We start from the raw sequence: 14,832 nt of genomic DNA, 5'->3' as shown, positions 1-14,832 counted from the left end.
CGCCGCGCAGGCGCGTGTTCGAGGGCTGGCCCGGCACGACCTTCGGTTCCGTCGGGTTGACCGGAGCGGGTCGCCCCGGGTCTACTCTTCGGCCATGTCGAGCCGGCTAACGTTCATCGCCCTCTGCCTCGTCGCGAGCCTGGGCGGTTGTCAGAAACAAGGTGACGCACGCATCACCACTCCGTCTAGCGACCAGGCGGGCTACGCAACACGCTATCCCGACGCGATCGCCGCCGTCCGGGTCCGGTACGCGGAGGCCGAGGGCAAAGCGCGTAGCACCATGGGCGCGTTCGGCTCGTATCCCACCGAGCTCGATAAGCCGGCCTGGGCCGACGTGCTCGAGGTCTACAAGGCCGCCGACGCCGCGGGACACAGCGACGAGTACGTGAAACGGCTGCACGAGGCCAACACGGTCACCGAGTTCTTCGGCGAGGAGAAGGCCGAGATCAACAAGAAGGTTGGCGGCGCGGCGCAGTACACGGCCAAACAAAAGGGCTGCACCGTCGAGCTCTTCGGCGTGACCAGCTCGGCCCTCGACAAGGCGGTGGAGAAGCAGCTCGAGAAACGCGTGCGCGAGCGCAACCAGGCCCACCAGTACCTCGACGACCACGAGGACGCCCTCGGCAAACCCAACCGCGAGAAGCTCGAAAAACAGGCCGACGAAATCAGCCTCACGAGCTACCTCGTGCGGGTGCGCGGCGAAGAGACCAAGCGTGAGCTGACCGAGCTGGTTGCGGAGGGCAACGACGTGAAGGCCACCCTGGAGCGCACGATCAGCGAGTCGAAGGCAGCGGTTGCAGATGCCAAGCGCTCGGAGGGCGACAAGAAGAAAGCCCAGGCGCGCCTCGATGCCGCCGAGAAGGCCAAGACCCGCATCGAGTCGGAGACACAGGAATCGCAGAAGCTCCTCGACGAGATGGACAAACGCAATCAGACGCTCGCCGACGAGTACGACAAAGCGTTCGACGATCTGCTGAAGAAGACCGAGGAAAAGTCGAGCGCCGGGGCCGCCTAGGGCGCCGAACAGGTTGAACGTCGTTTGTTTTCCGGGACTGGCAAGGTGTTCGGCGCTCGCGCGCGGAGCGCGCACGGCCGAAGGCCGGGGGTTTGGGGCGCAGCCCCAACGTAAAGGTCCTAGAACACGAGCAGCGCAAGCTGATCGGTGTTCTAGGGCCGGCCGCGTTCAGGACTTCCCGCTTTGGGTCGGGCGCGCCGACGGCGCCCGTCACCGCAAGCCTCAGTGCGACGCGTGAGACTCGACGCTCGTCGTGACGCCGTTGCTCCGCGCGGACCGGCGGTAGGCGCCGGGTGCGGCACCGACCCAGCGCTTGAACGCCTTGCTGAACGCGGCCTCCGACTCGTAGCCCACGCGATCGGCGATGTCCGCCAGCGTCGACTTGCCGTCCCTGAGCAGCGACGCCGCCCGCTGCATGCGCCAGCGCGTCACGTAGTGGAGCGGCGGCTCACCCACCAGCTCCGCGAAGCGCCCCGCGAAGGTCGACCGGCTCATCCCCACCTTCGACGCCAGCGTGGCCACCGTCCACGGCTCGCGCGGATCTTGATGGATGAGCCCAAGGGCAGCACCGATCTGCGGCTCGGTGAGGGCACGCAACCATCCCCGCTGGCTCTCCGGCGTCGACGCCAGGAAGCCGCGCACGATCTGGATGAACAGGATGTCCGCCAGGCGGCTGACCACGGTCTCGGCGCCGGGCCTACCCGACGCCGCTTCGCACGCCATGAACTGCAGCGTCGGCTCCAGCCAGTGCACGGCGCGCCCTTCCTCGCCGCGGATCAAGACCAGCGGAGGAAGCACGTTGAGGAGCGGGTTGTGCCGCCGATCCTCGAACTGGAATGCGCCACAGACCAGGGTCGCGGCCGCACCGTTACCGCCGACCTTGAGCACTCCCCCGGTGCACGCGCCGCCCACGGTCACTACCTCGGACAGCGGGCGAGCTACGGTGTCCGGCGAGTCTCGCAAGGTGTGCGCGTGGCCGTGCGGCAGCGCGAAGAGATCTCCGCTGGCGAGCGCAACGGGCTCGGCTCGACCGTCGACCTCGAGCCAGGCGTTCCCGCGCAGGAGCACATGAAACGACGCAGCCTCCGCCTTTTCCACCTGCACACCCCAAGGCGCTCCCAGCTCGACGCGCCCGTAGCAGACGGAAGACACCCGTACGGTCTGGAGCACGTCGGTCAGAACATCCACGGGCGCTGTCAGCATAGGTCACCTCGACACGAACGAGCATGATTCTTAGTCGAACCGTGCCCGAACGTCCAGCGGCCCCGGATTGTCGAAATTACTCGCGGTATTCGGTTTCGAGGGACGGGCTGGGCAGGCCGGGCATGGCAAAGGCCTGCCCGAAGGCGATGAAGAGAGAGCCCGGAAAGGTGAGGCCCCTCGAGGTCACCGGGACGCCGTAGTCCGCCCGGAACACGATGCGCTCAGCCTGCGGAAACACCGTCCGGAGCCCGAGCCCCACACCGTGCCTCAGGTGCAGGTCACGGAAGCCGTCGAACGCGTCGGCCACGTCATAAAGGCAGCCGCGCCGGCCTGCACACTCCAGAGCTGAATCGGACGGGTTCGATACTCGAGGTTGCTCGCCACGACGTCCTTCCCGATGAAGGCCTGGGGAGCGTAACCCCGTAGCCGCCCATCCCCGCCCACCGTGAGCTGATCGTTCAGGTAGTTCTCGTAGTGATTGATCAACAGGCCGTCGTACACGAAGCGCCCGAAACCCAGGCGCGGCGTCAGCACGCGGGCGTTGAGCTGCGCCGTGGCGTCGGTGGCCGCGCGCGTGGACTTCTCGATGGTGGACGCCGCGATGACCCGCGCCATGCCGTCGCCGAGCGGAATCGTGTAGCCGAGCGCGGCGTAGGTCCCGAGCATGTTCCGCGTGGACGCCAGCTCGCGCGATGCCGGATACACCCGGACGACGGCCTCGTGCCCCAGCCGGAAGTCCTCCTGCAAGGCAAGGGACTCGAAGTCGAGCACTCGGTGGTAGTCGGACAGGTAGCTTCTGAGCTGCAAGAACGGACTCACACGTGTGTCGCTGACCGGGATCGCCCGTGACTCGAACTCTCGGACGGCGCTCGGCGCGAAGCTCTCGGTGTCGCGCAGGCGGTATCGCCGGCGGTCGATCTCGAGCCCCGTCGAGACGTCGTTCTTGAGGTAGCTGCCGAACGAGCGCGTGACCGAATAGGCAGAAAACCAGCGCGCGGCGTCGTAGACGTAGGGGATCTGGTCGTCGCCCACCGTGGTTGGAGAGTCGTAGGTTCGAAGCTCGGTGCCGATGAAGCTGCGGAAGATCTCGTCGTACCAGATCACCAGGGCCTTCCACGCCCACTCGGTGTCGACGGTGGTCAATGGCTCACCGTAATAGAACGTGCCGAACGAACCCTCCGGCCTGCCGCTGTCCCTGTTCACGATAAGGTTGGCGCTGACCAGCGCCTGGATTCGGCTACCGGCGACCCGCCGATCCGCGAACAGCGCTCCCAAGGAGTAGGTGTCCGGCTCGAGGATGAACAATCCGCCGAGCATCTTGTGCGTGCCGAACATGTTCTCTTCAGCCGGCTGCAAGAGCAGCCGAATCAGCTTGCCCTGGTAGATCTGGAGGTTCGTGTTGAGGCGCAAGCTCCACACGTCCTTGGTGATCACGAGCACCCGAACCGTGCCTGGCGTGGGGCCCTTCATGGGCACGAGCAACACCAGCGAGAGCTGCCGACGTTTCCGCAGGTTGCGCGCCGACTCGTCGATCAGCCGCGTCTCGTAGACCTGTCCCTCCTCGAACAAGAGCTCGGCGCGCACGACGCCCTTCAAGGTCGTCGCGTGAAACACGTTGAAGAAGCTCGGGACCGGGTCGCGGTCTTCGATCACGTCGAGGGTGATCACCTCGATGCTCGAGATGCGTTTGCCTTCGGGGTTCGGGTCCAGCTCGCCCTTCACCTCTTTCAGCCCGGCATCGACGCTCTCCCGCTCGTAGGCGGAATAGGTCTGTGGGTCCGCGTGCGCGCGCGACGAGCTGATCGCGAACGAGAGGCCCAGCACGAAAGCGGCGAGCCTTCGGACGACGCTCACGCCTGACCTCGCTCGGCTGCCACGCCAGGATGACCCAGGAAATCCGCCAAGGGGCCGAAGATCTCCTCGACCGCGCGGGCTCCGACGGCCAGATCGCCGTGGCCGTAATCCGCGGTGGCGCCCGCAGCGACGCCCAGCAACACCCAGCGCTTTTCCACGCCGGTCTCGGCACCCCAGGCATCAAAGGCTCTCTGCACCGCGGCCGGCGGCGCCAGGCGATCGTTGCTGCCGGCAAAGAAGATCGCGGGGGCGGACGCGCCAGCCAAGCGCTCGAGCACCGGCTCACCGTCGAGCGTGATCTCGCCCGTTGCCGACGCCGCCCAGGCGGCGAACTCCCGGTTGAGCGGGCCCGGGATGTCCTCGATGACGTTGACCAGCGAGATGCGGGAAACACCCTTCGCGACGTTGGTGGGATTGAACACGAAATGGTGCGCCGGCGTCCGCACCCACTCCGACGCGAATGCGCCGGCGCGGGCCGCCAAGCGCAGCCGCAAGGTCGGGAACAGCACCTCCGGTAGCCGCCCGATGAATGCGGGCACGCGCAGCGGAATCGGCGAGCGCACGACCGCCGGGGAGCCGACGATGGCCACACGCCGCACGCGCTCGAACGGCAGAGTTCGACCGAGCGCGGCGTAGAGCAGCATGCCCCCCATCGAAAACCCGATGTAGTCGACCTGCTCGGAGTGTGTGCGCTCGCAGACCTCTGCGACGGCAAGCGGGAGGTCATGGTGAGCCATCGCACCAAAACGCACCCGCCGGGTCTCACTCAGCGACCGCCCAGCGACGCCGCTGCGCAGCGTCAGGAGCCAGACGTCGCGCCCGCGCTCGGCCAGGTGCCGCGCGAGCGACAGATCGGCGAGCAGATCGTTGTTGCGATGGTTGGCCCCGACCCCGTGCACGACCAGCACGGGCGGCAATCCGGCCGACGGTTCGTTCGGGAGCAGACGCCGGAGCTCGATGTGGGCGCCGTCGGGGGTTCGGAGGCGCTCCTCGAGCGCGTAGGGCAGGCTGACGGAGAGCCGCCGCACCCAGAACCTGAGGTGCAGCCAGAGCATCGCCCAGATTGCGAGCCCCACGGCGACAACCCAGAGTGCGGTCTGGTAGCCCGACATTGGCGAGCTTGGGTTTTACCAGACTCGGCCCCCCCAGCAGTGTGCGATCATTGCGGACCGAAGAATGTCGAAGGCACTCTCGCCAACCACCGTGGCCATCATCCTTGGCAGCGCGGTGGGTGTGATCGCCGCACTGACCGAGGGAACAGCGCCCCGGCGCGGGAACGGCGTCGACACCTCGCCCACACCTCGTCCCGTGCCAACTCGTACCGAGCCAGCGCTGCGCGCGCCGACCGCGCCGGCAGAGTCTGCGCCATTCGAGCCGAGAGCGATCTCGCCCATCGGCAACGCTCCAGACGCCCCGAGCGCGCCCGCGCCTCCGCCAAGCTCGCGACCGCCCGCTCCGCGAGAGGCGGGAAGCGCGCAAATCGGCGAGCTCGAGCTCGGCTGCGCGCGGCGGCAGCCCGCGGCCTGTCTGGCCGCTGCGCGCGCGCACGAAAACACACCCGACCCCGCGAAGGCGCGTCTGCACCGCTCCCTCGCGGTCTCGCTGCTCGACGAACGCTGCCTGGCACGCGATGCCGAGAGTTGTCACGAGCTGGCAGAGCTCTACCGTGCCGGCATCGGCGTAGAGCAAAACCTAGAAACCGCGAGCGCGCTCGATGCACGGACGACGCAGCTGTGCGCGGGCAAGACCACCGGCTTCTGCGCCGCGCCCCCGCCTGCGGGTGACTAGCCCTACCGCGCTTCCGACCTGCGCTGCGCTCGGGGCATCCGGATGTCCTTTGGCGAACCAGGCGACCGGCTCTAAGCTCGGCGCGTGCACCTGCACCCCACCCGGACCGCAGTGGATCTCGCCGTCGCGGGTGTGGTGTGTGTCGGCGTTGGCCTGGCTGCCCGAGAAGCAGCCATCGTCGCGTGGGGTGGCGCGCTCCTGGTGGGGCTGGCCATCGCCCGCGCGGTCACCGAGCTCGGGGTCGCACGCGTGCGAGCCGCTGGTTTCGAGATGTTGTGGCGCAGTGAGCCTCGGGTGCGCAGGATTGCCCGCGGGGACACCGTCGAGCTCGAGGCCGAGGTCCGCAATCGGGACACACGCGCAGCCCGTTATGTCGGCTTGCGCGTCGTCGCCTCTCCAAACCTGAGCGTCGAGATCGAACCTAGCGAGGGCGAAGTCCCGGCCGGCGGACGCCTGCGCGCCATCGTGCGCGTGCGCGCGCCGCGCGTCGGACGGCACGGGCTGCACGGGCTGTCGCTGGAGGTCCGCGGGAGCCCAGGGCTGTTCGAGGTGCCCCTCACGTTCGCCAACCCATTTGGCATCGAGGTCTTGCCGCGCCCATTCGCCTTGGCCATGCGCTCGCCCCGCGGCGGACGCAGTCGTGTGGTCGCCAACGAAGGCCGACCCGGGCCCCTGTCCGGCGACGGCATGGAGTTGCGCGAGCTGCGTGAGCACCGACCGGGTGACGCCCTCAAGCGTGTGGCCTGGAAAGCCTCGGCACGACGCGGCTATCTGATGGTGCGCGACTACGAGCGGGAGGAGCGCGACGTCGTCTTCATCTTGCTCGACGCTTCGGTGGAGCTGTGGTCCGGCGAACCCGGTCATGCGCCGCTCGACCTGGCAATCGACGAAGTGGCGGCGGTTGCAATGCGCCACCTCGGCCGCGGCGACCGGGTGGGGCTCGGGATCCTGGGAGCCCGCCGCCTGGCGTGGATGCCGCCCGCACGCGGCCCACTGCACGGCATCGAGCTCTTGGTCGCCCTCGCCCACGCCGCCGGAACTCATGACTCCGATCGCAGCGACCTCGACGAGATGGACGTATCCATGCGCGTGCTGGAACACATGCGGCCGCTGGATCCCACCGCGGCCGGCCGCGTCAGAGCGAGTGATCTCGATCGCGTGGCACGCAGAGTCGAGCGGGTGAAAGCGCGGTCTCCATTCCCCACGGCCGAGGTCTGGGCCGAGTCCGCCCGCGACCGCGTGCTCCGGAGTTATCTGAGTGCGTTCGGCATTGCATCACCGGCACGACTGGAGGCCGAGCGCCCACGCACCGACGCGCGTCTCGCCGCCGCCCTCGAGCGGGTGGCCCGGGACAAACCCCGAGCCAGCATCGCCTACGTCTGGTCCGTGGCCCCGGACCTGTCAGCGCGCCCGGACCTGCACCGCGCGCTCACGCGATTCCCCCGCCGCAGCATCGATCTGCGCTGGATTTCCATGCGCCTGGAGCAGAGCATTCCACGCTCCGGCTCCCCCTTGATGGCAGCGGTAGGCGATGCGGTCCGAGTCCGCGCCCTGGTGGCGCAAGAGCGCGGCGAACACGAGCTCCGCCGCCAGGGGATCCGCGTCGACCGCGCGGCCCCCCGGGCCGTCGTCGTGACGAGCCCCGCCGAGCCCAATGCCCCGGAGACTGCGCTTCGCTAAGTGCTTCGGCATGCGACAAAGGTGACAAGCAAGGGCGAGTGCCGCTAGTTCGAAGCTCTGGTGATGAGCGAACGTGAGCGCGGGCCGAGGGCTCTATTGCAGGAGCGAGGGCTGGCCCCGAAGAAACACTTCGGCCAGAACTTCCTGACGGACCCCAGCTTGGCTGCGCGCATCGCCGAGCTCGCCACCACGCCGCCGGCCGGAACCGTGATCGAGCTTGGGGCCGGCCTCGGCGCCCTGACACGACCGCTGCTCGTGCGCGCGAGCCACGTGATCGCGGTCGAACGCGACCGAGATCTGGTTCCGCTGCTCGAGCTCGAGCTTGGGGCGGCGCTCGCCGCAGGCACGCTGACGCTGGTCGAAGCCGACGCAAAGACCATCGAACCCGCGGCCCTCGTGGCGGGTCGCCCGCGGCCCCATGTGCTCTGCGGAAACCTGCCCTATCACTTGAGTGGCCCACTGCTCACCCTCGCGGTGAACAACGCCCGCAGCTTGGACCGCGTGGTCTACCTCGTGCAGCTCGAGGTCGCAGAGCGCGTGGCCGCGGGCGCCGGCGACGAGAGCTACGGCGCGCTGAGTGTGTTCGTGCAGGCGCAGTTCACCCCACGGCGAGCCTTCGTGATCCGGCGCGGAGCGTTCCACCCGCAGCCCAACGTCGACTCCGCGGTGCTCGTGCTCGACCCACATCCGGTTCCAGTCAGCGATGAGACCGCCGAGTTCAGGGCCCTCGTCCGCGGTGCGTTCGCCAAGCGACGCAAGAAGCTGCGAAACGCCTGGCGCGGGGTGATGGGCAAGAACGACGTGCAGGTGTCCTCGGCGGCGGAACGCGCGGGCATCGATCTCGATCTGCGGGGCGAGACGCTGGACGTGGCCGCGTTCGCACGCATGGCCAAGGAGATCGTCCATTGACACACCTGTCGAGGCGCGCAGCGCTGCTGGCTTCGGCCATGTTCGTGCTCGCCCCCGCCTGCAGCCGCCCTGCGCCTGCGCCCGGCCTGCTCGAGCGCGCCGAGCTGGGAGTGTTCTTCGGTGGGCAGGTGCAGCAGCGGAAGGAGATCCCCTTCACTCTCGACCGCACCAAACAAACCCAGGGCTTTCGCCTGACCTTCCGCCAGCCCTTGCGAGCGCCGGTCGCCGTGCACTGGGAGATCGATCGACCCGCACCCAAAGGACGCGGGCGGGCGGTCGAGCTGGGAGATGCCGAGGCACGCGCGGGCCTCACGGAGCTCGATCAAGAAATTGCGTTCCGCCCCGGCGATCCCCTGGGCACCTGGAACATCCGCGTGGTCGTCGACGGCAAGATCGCCATCGATCGCCCGATCGCCATCTACGACGCCCGCTCACGCCGCCGAGAGCGCGCCGCCCTCTCGAAGCGCTGACGTCGGGCGCACCCGTTCGGGCCCGTCCGTGAGCGCGCTCAGGAGCAGACCCGGTTTCGCCCGGTCTTCTTGGCTTGATACAGCTTCTCGTCGGCGCGCCGGAAGAGATCCGGCGCGGTCGCATCATCCTCGTGGAACTCGGCGCAGCCGATGCTGACGGTGACCGGGATGGTGACCTCCTGAAACACGAAGCTGTGCGCGGCGATGCGCGCGCGTAGGTTGTCCGCCAGGGAAATGGCGCCGTCGAGCGCCGTCTCGGGCAAGAGCACGACGAACTCTTCACCGCCGTACCTCGCTACGGTCTCGTCCCGCCGCACACGAGCCAAGACCAGCTGGGCGAGCTCTCGCAGGACCTGGTCCCCCGCCAGGTGACCGTACTCGTCGTTGATCTTCTTGAAGAAGTCGATGTCGATCACCAGGAGCGCGAGAGGCCGGCGGTGGCGGCGCGCGCGCAAGAACTCGCGCTCCAGCGCCTCGTCGAAGTGCCGCCGGTTGTTCACCTGCGTCAGCCCGTCGGTGATCGTCAGCTTGAAGACCTCTTCGAAGTACGCGCTCTCTGCGTCGGCTCCGGTCAGGTACTTGAAGATCGTGGAGCCAACCTTGATGCGGTCACCGTGCCCGAGCTCACACTCCTTCTTGAGCTCAGCCTCGTTGTGCAGCGTCCCGTTGCGCGAGCCCACGTCGACGACGAACCAGGGTTCGCCGCGCTGTTCGACCTGCGCGTGCCGCCGCGAAACCGCATCGTCATCCAGCACGATGTCGTTGTCTGGGACGCGGCCGATGGTCAGCGGGCTCTTCTCGAGCTTGAAGCGCTTGCCGCGCATCGCCTCTTCCTTCGCGTAGATCACCACCAACGAGTCGTTCCCCGGCGGCGCAGCCGGCGGCCGTTTTCCGATCTCGGTGATGACGGTCTCTTGATCGAAGTTCGCCACGACGAGGCTCCAAGCTGCTGACTACTTGCGCGTCCCTTCGAAGCGATAGTGAAGCTGCCCGCTCACGTTCGCGTCACCCTCGCCGCCCATTTGCAGCTGGAAGTCGGCGTCGATGATCAGCTTCTTGTCGTCGAACTGGGCGCTCCCGCGCGTGAGGGTCCCGGTGCCCGGACCGTCAGTGCCCCAGCACTTCTGTCCCGCGGCGAAGCTGCCGGTCTTGCCCGTCATCTGCGCCTTGAGCGTGCAGATGTCGCTGCCATTGCCGGAGTCGATGAAGGTGACGGAGATCTCCGGACCCGCGCCACTGACGCGGGTCTTGGCCTTGTCGTCCTTTTCGCTGCGCTCGGCGCCGGAGAACTTGTAGGTCGAGGTGTCACTGCCCACGTACTCGCCGGCGTAGACGACCACGAGCGTCGGCTTTTTTCCGGGCTGAGGTTTCTCGCCGGCTACCGGTGGAGCCTCCGCGGTGGGGGCGGCGGTCGGCGGCGGCGGCGGTGTCTCGGTGTCCGGCGGACTCTCGGCGGCGGCGCTGGGCTCGACCTCCGCGGAGCGGGAGTCTGCCTTGGCGAGGTTCGCTTGCTCGGACTTCTCTCGCGCGGCGTGCTCCGCCTTGGCGAGCGGCCCCTCGCCGAGCGGGGTCTCACTCGGAAGCGCGGGTGCGCACGCGAAGAGCAGCCACGGAGCGAGCCAGAACCAGAGCCGACGCATGGGCCATGCTAAACCATGCCGCGCCGATCGCCGCAAACTTCGGCGAAAACCGCGCAAGGCGGCCCCTCGGCGTCAGCACTACTTCTTCTCGGACTTCGAGCTCTTCTCGGACTTCGAAGCGTCCGCCTCGGCCAGCTCATCGACCACGGCCTCCGCCAAGTGGGGGCCCTCCTCCAGGTAGTTGTCGTGCGCGACGAGCTGGAACTCCTGGAAGGTATTGATCGTGGCGGGCGGGGGATCGCCGTACAGCTCCAGCTGCACGGCAGCCCAGAGCTCTTTGGCGATCAGCGCTGCGTGCTCCGGCGTGCCGGGGTCGCCGGCGTAGGCGTCGAGGCCCTCGTCGGCCTCCTTCAGCTCGAGGCGGGCCCGAACCGGGTCGACCTCGGCCTTGGTCATGAAGCGATCGGTCAGAAGCACCGCGTGGTCATCCGCCACGTCCACGAAGCCCGAGCCGACGGCGACCCGCTGCTCCTGTCCGTCGATGTGATAGCTGACGATGCCGGTCTTGAGCGCGGCGAGCAGCGGGCGGTGCGCCGGCAGAACACCGAACTCGCCCTCCACGCTCGGAGCGGTCAAGTCGGTGACCTGTTCACTCAGGGCGACACCCGTGGGCGTCACGATCTCGAGGCTGATGGTCGCTGCGGTCATTCAGCTCTTCCTCGTGTCAGGAAGCACTCTTGAGCTTCTGGGCCTTGGCCTTCGCCTCTTCGACGTTGCCCACCATGTAGAACGCCTGCTCCGGCAGGTCGTCGAGCGCCCCGGACAGGAGCTCCTTGAACGCCGCGACGGTCTCCTTCAGCGGAACGTACTTGCCGACCATGCCGGTGAACTGCGCGGCGACGAAGAACGGCTGGGACAGGAAGCGCTGGATGCGGCGCGCGCGCGACACCACGAGTTTGTCGTCCTCGCTGAGCTCGTCCATGCCCAAGATCGCGATGATGTCTTGGAGGTCCTTGTACTTCTGCAAGGTCTGCTGCACACCGAGCGCGACCTGATAGTGCTCGTCGCCGATGACCTGCGGATCGAGCATGGTGCTGGTCGAGTCGAGGGGATCGACGGCGGGGTAGATGCCGAGCTCGGCGATGCTGCGCGAGAGCACCGTCGTGGCGTCGAGGTGGGCAAAGGCCGTGGCCGGAGCGGGATCGGTGAGATCGTCGGCCGGAACGTAGATGGCCTGCACACTCGTGATGGAGCCCTTTGTGGTCGAGGTGATGCGCTCCTGCAGCGCGCCCATCTCGGTGGCCAGCGTGGGCTGGTAACCCACGGCGCTCGGCATGCGGCCGAGCAAGGCGCTCACCTCCGAACCGGCCTGGGTGAAGCGGAAAATGTTGTCGACGAACAAGAGGACGTCCTGGCCCTCTTCGTCGCGGAAGTACTCGGCGGCGGTCAGTGCCGAGAGCGCGACGCGAGCGCGCGCGCCCGGCGGCTCGTTCATCTGGCCGAACACCAGCGCCGTCTTGCTCAGCACGGGCTCACCCGTCTCGAGCTTCGACTCTTGCATCTCGAGGTAGAGATCGTTGCCTTCGCGGGTGCGCTCTCCGACGCCGGCGAAACAACTCACGCCACCGTGGGCCTTTGCGACGTTGTTGATCAGCTCCTGAATGAGCACGGTCTTGCCCACGCCGGCGCCGCCGAACAGGCCGATCTTGCCGCCCTTGCGGTACGGGGCCAGGAGGTCGATGACCTTGATGCCCGTCTCGAACACTTCGACCGTGGTGCTCTGATCGACGAACTTCGGAGCCGGGCGGTGGATTGGCCAACGCAGCTTGGCCTCGACCGGGCCCTTCTCGTCCACGGGTTTGCCGACGACGTTCATGATGCGACCGAGGGTGGCAGGGCCCACCGGCATCAAGATGGGCGAACCGGTGTCGATCACCTCTGCGCCGCGGACCAGCCCTTCGGAGGCGTCCATTGCGACAGCGCGGACGACACCCTCACCGAGGTGCTGTGCCACTTCGAGCACCAGGTTGTGCTTCTCGGCGGAGATGTTGGCATTGGTTACCGTGAGGGCATTCAGGATCCGGGGCAGCTTGCCGCGCGGGAACTCGACGTCCACGACGGGGCCGATGACCTGGGTGATTTTGCCCTTTGCTCCCTGGGTGCTCTCCATGGTTCGCCTTTTCGTTTTCGTCCCGAGACGGACCTTGCCCCGACGACTCGGGGCGGACCTCTTCGGGCGAACGCGCGTCTACCATGCCGCACCGCGTCTGCCAACGGCATTTTCCTCAGGTTTCGCAAGGGCTTGCCCGACGGCGGGGCGCCGGAGAGGGCGGCCCGACGTCAGAGCCGAGCTGCGACCGTGGCGGTCCGGCCGGCACCGACGGTCGCCGTGCGTACGGCTCGCGAGCCACCCGGTCCGATCAGCACGACGGTGTGGGCCCCCGGTTTCACCTTGAAGCCCATGATCGGTGTGTGGCCGATCGGTCGCCCGTCGACGACGACGTTCGAGGCGGGGATGGAGTTCACGTTCAGTCGACCCATGGCGGTCCATGCGGACCGGACCACGGCGGGCGCCGCGGGCGCCGGGGCGGCGGCCACCGGCGCGGGGGCGACAGGCAACACCAGCGCAGCGCGCGGTTCGGGTTGGGCGACGGCAGCAAGGGTCGGCGCTGCCACCGCGGCCGGAGTGGGCAGAGCTTCCGACGGCGAGAGATCGAAAGCGACGACTGTCGCCTCCTGAGCGCCGGAGGTGATGGAGCGTGAGGGCGGAGTTCGGTAGCCCGGGGCGCGCACCGTGATCCAGTGCTCGCCGTCCGCCAGCTCGAGCTCACACGGGGTCGACTCACAATGGGCGCTGCCATCGACGAAGACACGTCCGTTCGTGACCTGCGCTCCGTCGGGCGAGCGCGCGCTCACCACGCGGGTGTGAGCGAGCCGAGACGCCTCCGCGGCGCGTGAGGCAAAGCTGATCAGCATCAGGACGACCATCGCCACTGCGCCAATCGACGCCGCGATGAGGATGAACGGCGACCAGCTCCCGCGGGTCGTCGCCGTATTGGGTGTTGGCCGGGGCGGGGGTTCGGGAGCCGGCGCCAGAGCCCGCACCCCGGGCAGGCCGATCATGCGGCGGAGCGCCGGGATGGTCTTCTTCCAGGTACTGATTCCGGTATCCGAATCGAGGCGCGCACGCGGAGCCGGCAGCCAGCTCTGGCGGCTGGGCGCGGGGGTGAACGGGATTGGCCTAGAGGGCGCGGAGTGGACCGGCGAGCTTGCGTGGAACTGCGGCGCGGACGGAAACTCTGGGGTGCGGTCGAAGGCACTCTGGACCGAGGCGTAGGGATGCACCCCAAGCGCCGGCATCTGGTCCGTCACCGGCTCGGCAGCGATCGCAAACGAGGGGTGGACCACGATGTCCGTACACTCTTCGCGGAACTCCGGCGCGCGCAGCACGCTCTGCAGCGGAACGGTCAGCGTCAGGTCGTCGTCGTCTACGAGCCACTGTGCGTGTCTGCTCATGTTCGTCTCCGGCGTGGACTACCTGAATCTACACTGTCCCACCTTGGATTACACGCAAGAAACCTGATTGATTTCAGATATTTTGCCCCATTACCGGAAATTTCCGCCGGCGCTGGCACGACGTTCGGGCAAGCCGAAACCGGCCCGGGCCCATCTGACTCGCGTTCGCCCTTTCGGGCTAAACACGAAGGCTCCACGGCTCAGGCTCCAGGCTGCAGGCTCAAGAGCGCGCGTCGAGCGAGCGAATGAGCCCTTGGAGTGCACGAACGAATTCGTCATACGCCGAAAGGGCGAAGGCCGAGTCAGAACCCCGCGCCCCCTCGTCCGCGCAAGTGCCGGCGCGCAGAGGCGCCAGCGCCGCGAGCACCGCCCCGGGCCGCCCCGGGGGAGGCACCACTGACGCCGGCGCCGACACGTACTCCTTCCCCTGCGGCGCCGGCACGAAGAAGATCTACGAGCCGCCGACTCTGAAGTGAGAGCTGCGAGACTCGACCTGAGCAGTCTTGCGATGCTCAGATCGCGATCGTCACGAGCGGCAAAGACCCACTTGAGCGACCGGCGAGGCCGGCGGATGCCTCCTGGCGCATGGCATGAGTCGCGAATATTTGGCAGGTCGCGCGGGTCACAGCGTTTTTTTCAATGCGCAAAAGCGCACGGGGCGAAGCTACGGGCCGCACCACTGAACCAAGCGCGCTGTGCGACGGCGTGCCGCGCGGCGCCCGCGCTGTGCAGCAGAGGGCGGCGCGCAGCCGCGCATGCGCGGGGAATCACGGGGGGGCGCGCGCGCGCACGACGATGACCAGCGACACGAGATGAC

Annotated in this window: 15 protein-coding genes; 6 read left to right on the top strand and 9 right to left on the bottom strand. The window is 67.9% G+C overall.

Annotated elements, in window-relative coordinates; translation table 11 throughout:
* The first annotated feature begins 94 nt into the window (after positions 1 to 94).
* A complete protein-coding gene (locus tag IPI67_40360; protein MBK7586431.1) occupies positions 95 to 1,015 on the top strand; it encodes a hypothetical protein in 921 nt (306 codons plus the stop codon).
* A gap of 222 nt (positions 1,016 to 1,237) precedes the next feature.
* Here the strand turns inward: IPI67_40360 and IPI67_40355 are convergent, their stop codons facing one another.
* The 4 genes from IPI67_40355 to IPI67_40340 all read right to left on the bottom strand — a co-directional run bounded on the left by IPI67_40355 (position 1,238) and on the right by IPI67_40340 (position 5,184).
* Positions 1,238 to 2,218 carry an AraC family transcriptional regulator gene (locus IPI67_40355; protein MBK7586430.1) on the bottom strand — a complete coding sequence of 327 codons (981 nt, stop codon included), beginning with the start codon at positions 2,216 to 2,218 and terminating at the stop codon, positions 1,238 to 1,240.
* A 76-nt stretch (positions 2,219 to 2,294) separates the two neighbouring features.
* Positions 2,295 to 2,477, bottom strand: coding sequence for a hypothetical protein (locus IPI67_40350; protein MBK7586429.1), 183 nt, complete (start codon positions 2,475 to 2,477; stop codon positions 2,295 to 2,297).
* 8 nt (positions 2,478 to 2,485) lie between these two features.
* Complete coding sequence (locus tag IPI67_40345; GenBank protein ID MBK7586428.1) at positions 2,486 to 4,072, bottom strand: hypothetical protein; 1,587 nt, start codon at positions 4,070 to 4,072, stop codon at positions 2,486 to 2,488.
* Positions 4,069 to 5,184, bottom strand: coding sequence for an alpha/beta fold hydrolase (locus tag IPI67_40340; protein MBK7586427.1), 1,116 nt, complete (start codon positions 5,182 to 5,184; stop codon positions 4,069 to 4,071). The genes IPI67_40345 and IPI67_40340 overlap by 4 nt, the downstream gene beginning before the upstream one ends.
* Before the next feature lie 64 nt (positions 5,185 to 5,248).
* Between IPI67_40340 and IPI67_40335 the strand changes: the two genes are divergently transcribed.
* The 4 genes from IPI67_40335 to IPI67_40320 all read left to right on the top strand — a co-directional run bounded on the left by IPI67_40335 (position 5,249) and on the right by IPI67_40320 (position 8,919).
* Positions 5,249 to 5,860 (top strand): SEL1-like repeat protein, encoded by a 612-nt coding sequence (locus IPI67_40335; protein ID MBK7586426.1) that lies wholly within the window; start codon positions 5,249 to 5,251, stop codon positions 5,858 to 5,860.
* Between the two features lie 84 nt (positions 5,861 to 5,944).
* Entirely contained in the window at positions 5,945 to 7,540 is a 1,596-nt protein-coding gene (locus IPI67_40330; protein ID MBK7586425.1) for a DUF58 domain-containing protein, read from the top strand.
* 63 nt (positions 7,541 to 7,603) lie between these two features.
* Positions 7,604 to 8,449: a ribosomal RNA small subunit methyltransferase A gene (gene rsmA, locus IPI67_40325; GenBank protein MBK7586424.1), complete on the top strand. Its 846-nt coding sequence runs from the start codon at positions 7,604 to 7,606 to the stop codon at positions 8,447 to 8,449.
* Positions 8,446 to 8,919, top strand: coding sequence for a hypothetical protein (locus IPI67_40320; GenBank protein ID MBK7586423.1), 474 nt, complete (start codon positions 8,446 to 8,448; stop codon positions 8,917 to 8,919). Before rsmA ends, IPI67_40320 begins: the two co-directional genes overlap by 4 nt.
* 38 nt (positions 8,920 to 8,957) lie before the next feature.
* Here the strand turns inward: IPI67_40320 and IPI67_40315 are convergent, their stop codons facing one another.
* The 5 genes from IPI67_40315 to IPI67_40295 form a co-directional block, all read right to left on the bottom strand.
* On the bottom strand, positions 8,958 to 9,851 hold the full coding sequence (locus tag IPI67_40315) for a diguanylate cyclase (GenBank protein ID MBK7586422.1): 894 nt from the start codon (positions 9,849 to 9,851) through the stop codon (positions 8,958 to 8,960).
* A gap of 21 nt (positions 9,852 to 9,872) precedes the next feature.
* Entirely contained in the window at positions 9,873 to 10,559 is a 687-nt protein-coding gene (locus IPI67_40310) for a hypothetical protein (GenBank protein MBK7586421.1), read from the bottom strand.
* A 78-nt stretch (positions 10,560 to 10,637) separates the two neighbouring features.
* On the bottom strand, positions 10,638 to 11,207 hold the full coding sequence (atpC, locus tag IPI67_40305; GenBank protein MBK7586420.1) for an ATP synthase F1 subunit epsilon: 570 nt from the start codon (positions 11,205 to 11,207) through the stop codon (positions 10,638 to 10,640).
* Positions 11,208 to 11,223: 16 nt separating this feature from the next.
* Positions 11,224 to 12,669, bottom strand: coding sequence for a F0F1 ATP synthase subunit beta (gene atpD, locus IPI67_40300; GenBank protein MBK7586419.1), 1,446 nt, complete (start codon positions 12,667 to 12,669; stop codon positions 11,224 to 11,226).
* Positions 12,670 to 12,839: 170 nt separating this feature from the next.
* The gene (locus IPI67_40295) at positions 12,840 to 14,015 is read right to left on the bottom strand and encodes a PEGA domain-containing protein (protein MBK7586418.1); all 1,176 of its coding nucleotides are present in this window, start codon (positions 14,013 to 14,015) and stop codon (positions 12,840 to 12,842) included.
* A gap of 332 nt (positions 14,016 to 14,347) precedes the next feature.
* On the opposite strand from IPI67_40295, the gene IPI67_40290 reads away from it, so the two are divergent.
* Positions 14,348 to 14,491, top strand: coding sequence for a hypothetical protein (locus tag IPI67_40290; GenBank protein ID MBK7586417.1), 144 nt, complete (start codon positions 14,348 to 14,350; stop codon positions 14,489 to 14,491).
* The last annotated feature ends 341 nt before the right edge of the window (positions 14,492 to 14,832 follow it).

The sequence above is a fragment of the Myxococcales bacterium genome, assembly GCA_016706225.1.
Taxonomy (GTDB): domain Bacteria; phylum Myxococcota_A; class Polyangia; order Polyangiales; family Polyangiaceae; genus JADJKB01.
This window is presented reverse-complemented; position numbering and strand designations above follow the sequence as displayed.

Coding starts and splice junctions, on each gene's coding strand:
- IPI67_40295 (MBK7586418.1), bottom strand. CDS start 14,015: ATGAGCAGACACGCACAGTGGCTCGTAGACGACGACGACCTGACGCTG.
- IPI67_40310 (MBK7586421.1), bottom strand. CDS start 10,559: ATGCGTCGGCTCTGGTTCTGGCTCGCTCCGTGGCTGCTCTTCGCGTGC.
- rsmA (MBK7586424.1), top strand. CDS start 7,604: ATGAGCGAACGTGAGCGCGGGCCGAGGGCTCTATTGCAGGAGCGAGGG.
- atpD (MBK7586419.1), bottom strand. CDS start 12,669: ATGGAGAGCACCCAGGGAGCAAAGGGCAAAATCACCCAGGTCATCGGC.
- IPI67_40340 (MBK7586427.1), bottom strand. CDS start 5,184: ATGTCGGGCTACCAGACCGCACTCTGGGTTGTCGCCGTGGGGCTCGCA.
- IPI67_40360 (MBK7586431.1), top strand. CDS start 95: ATGTCGAGCCGGCTAACGTTCATCGCCCTCTGCCTCGTCGCGAGCCTG.
- IPI67_40355 (MBK7586430.1), bottom strand. CDS start 2,218: ATGCTGACAGCGCCCGTGGATGTTCTGACCGACGTGCTCCAGACCGTA.
- atpC (MBK7586420.1), bottom strand. CDS start 11,207: ATGACCGCAGCGACCATCAGCCTCGAGATCGTGACGCCCACGGGTGTC.
- IPI67_40335 (MBK7586426.1), top strand. CDS start 5,249: ATGTCGAAGGCACTCTCGCCAACCACCGTGGCCATCATCCTTGGCAGC.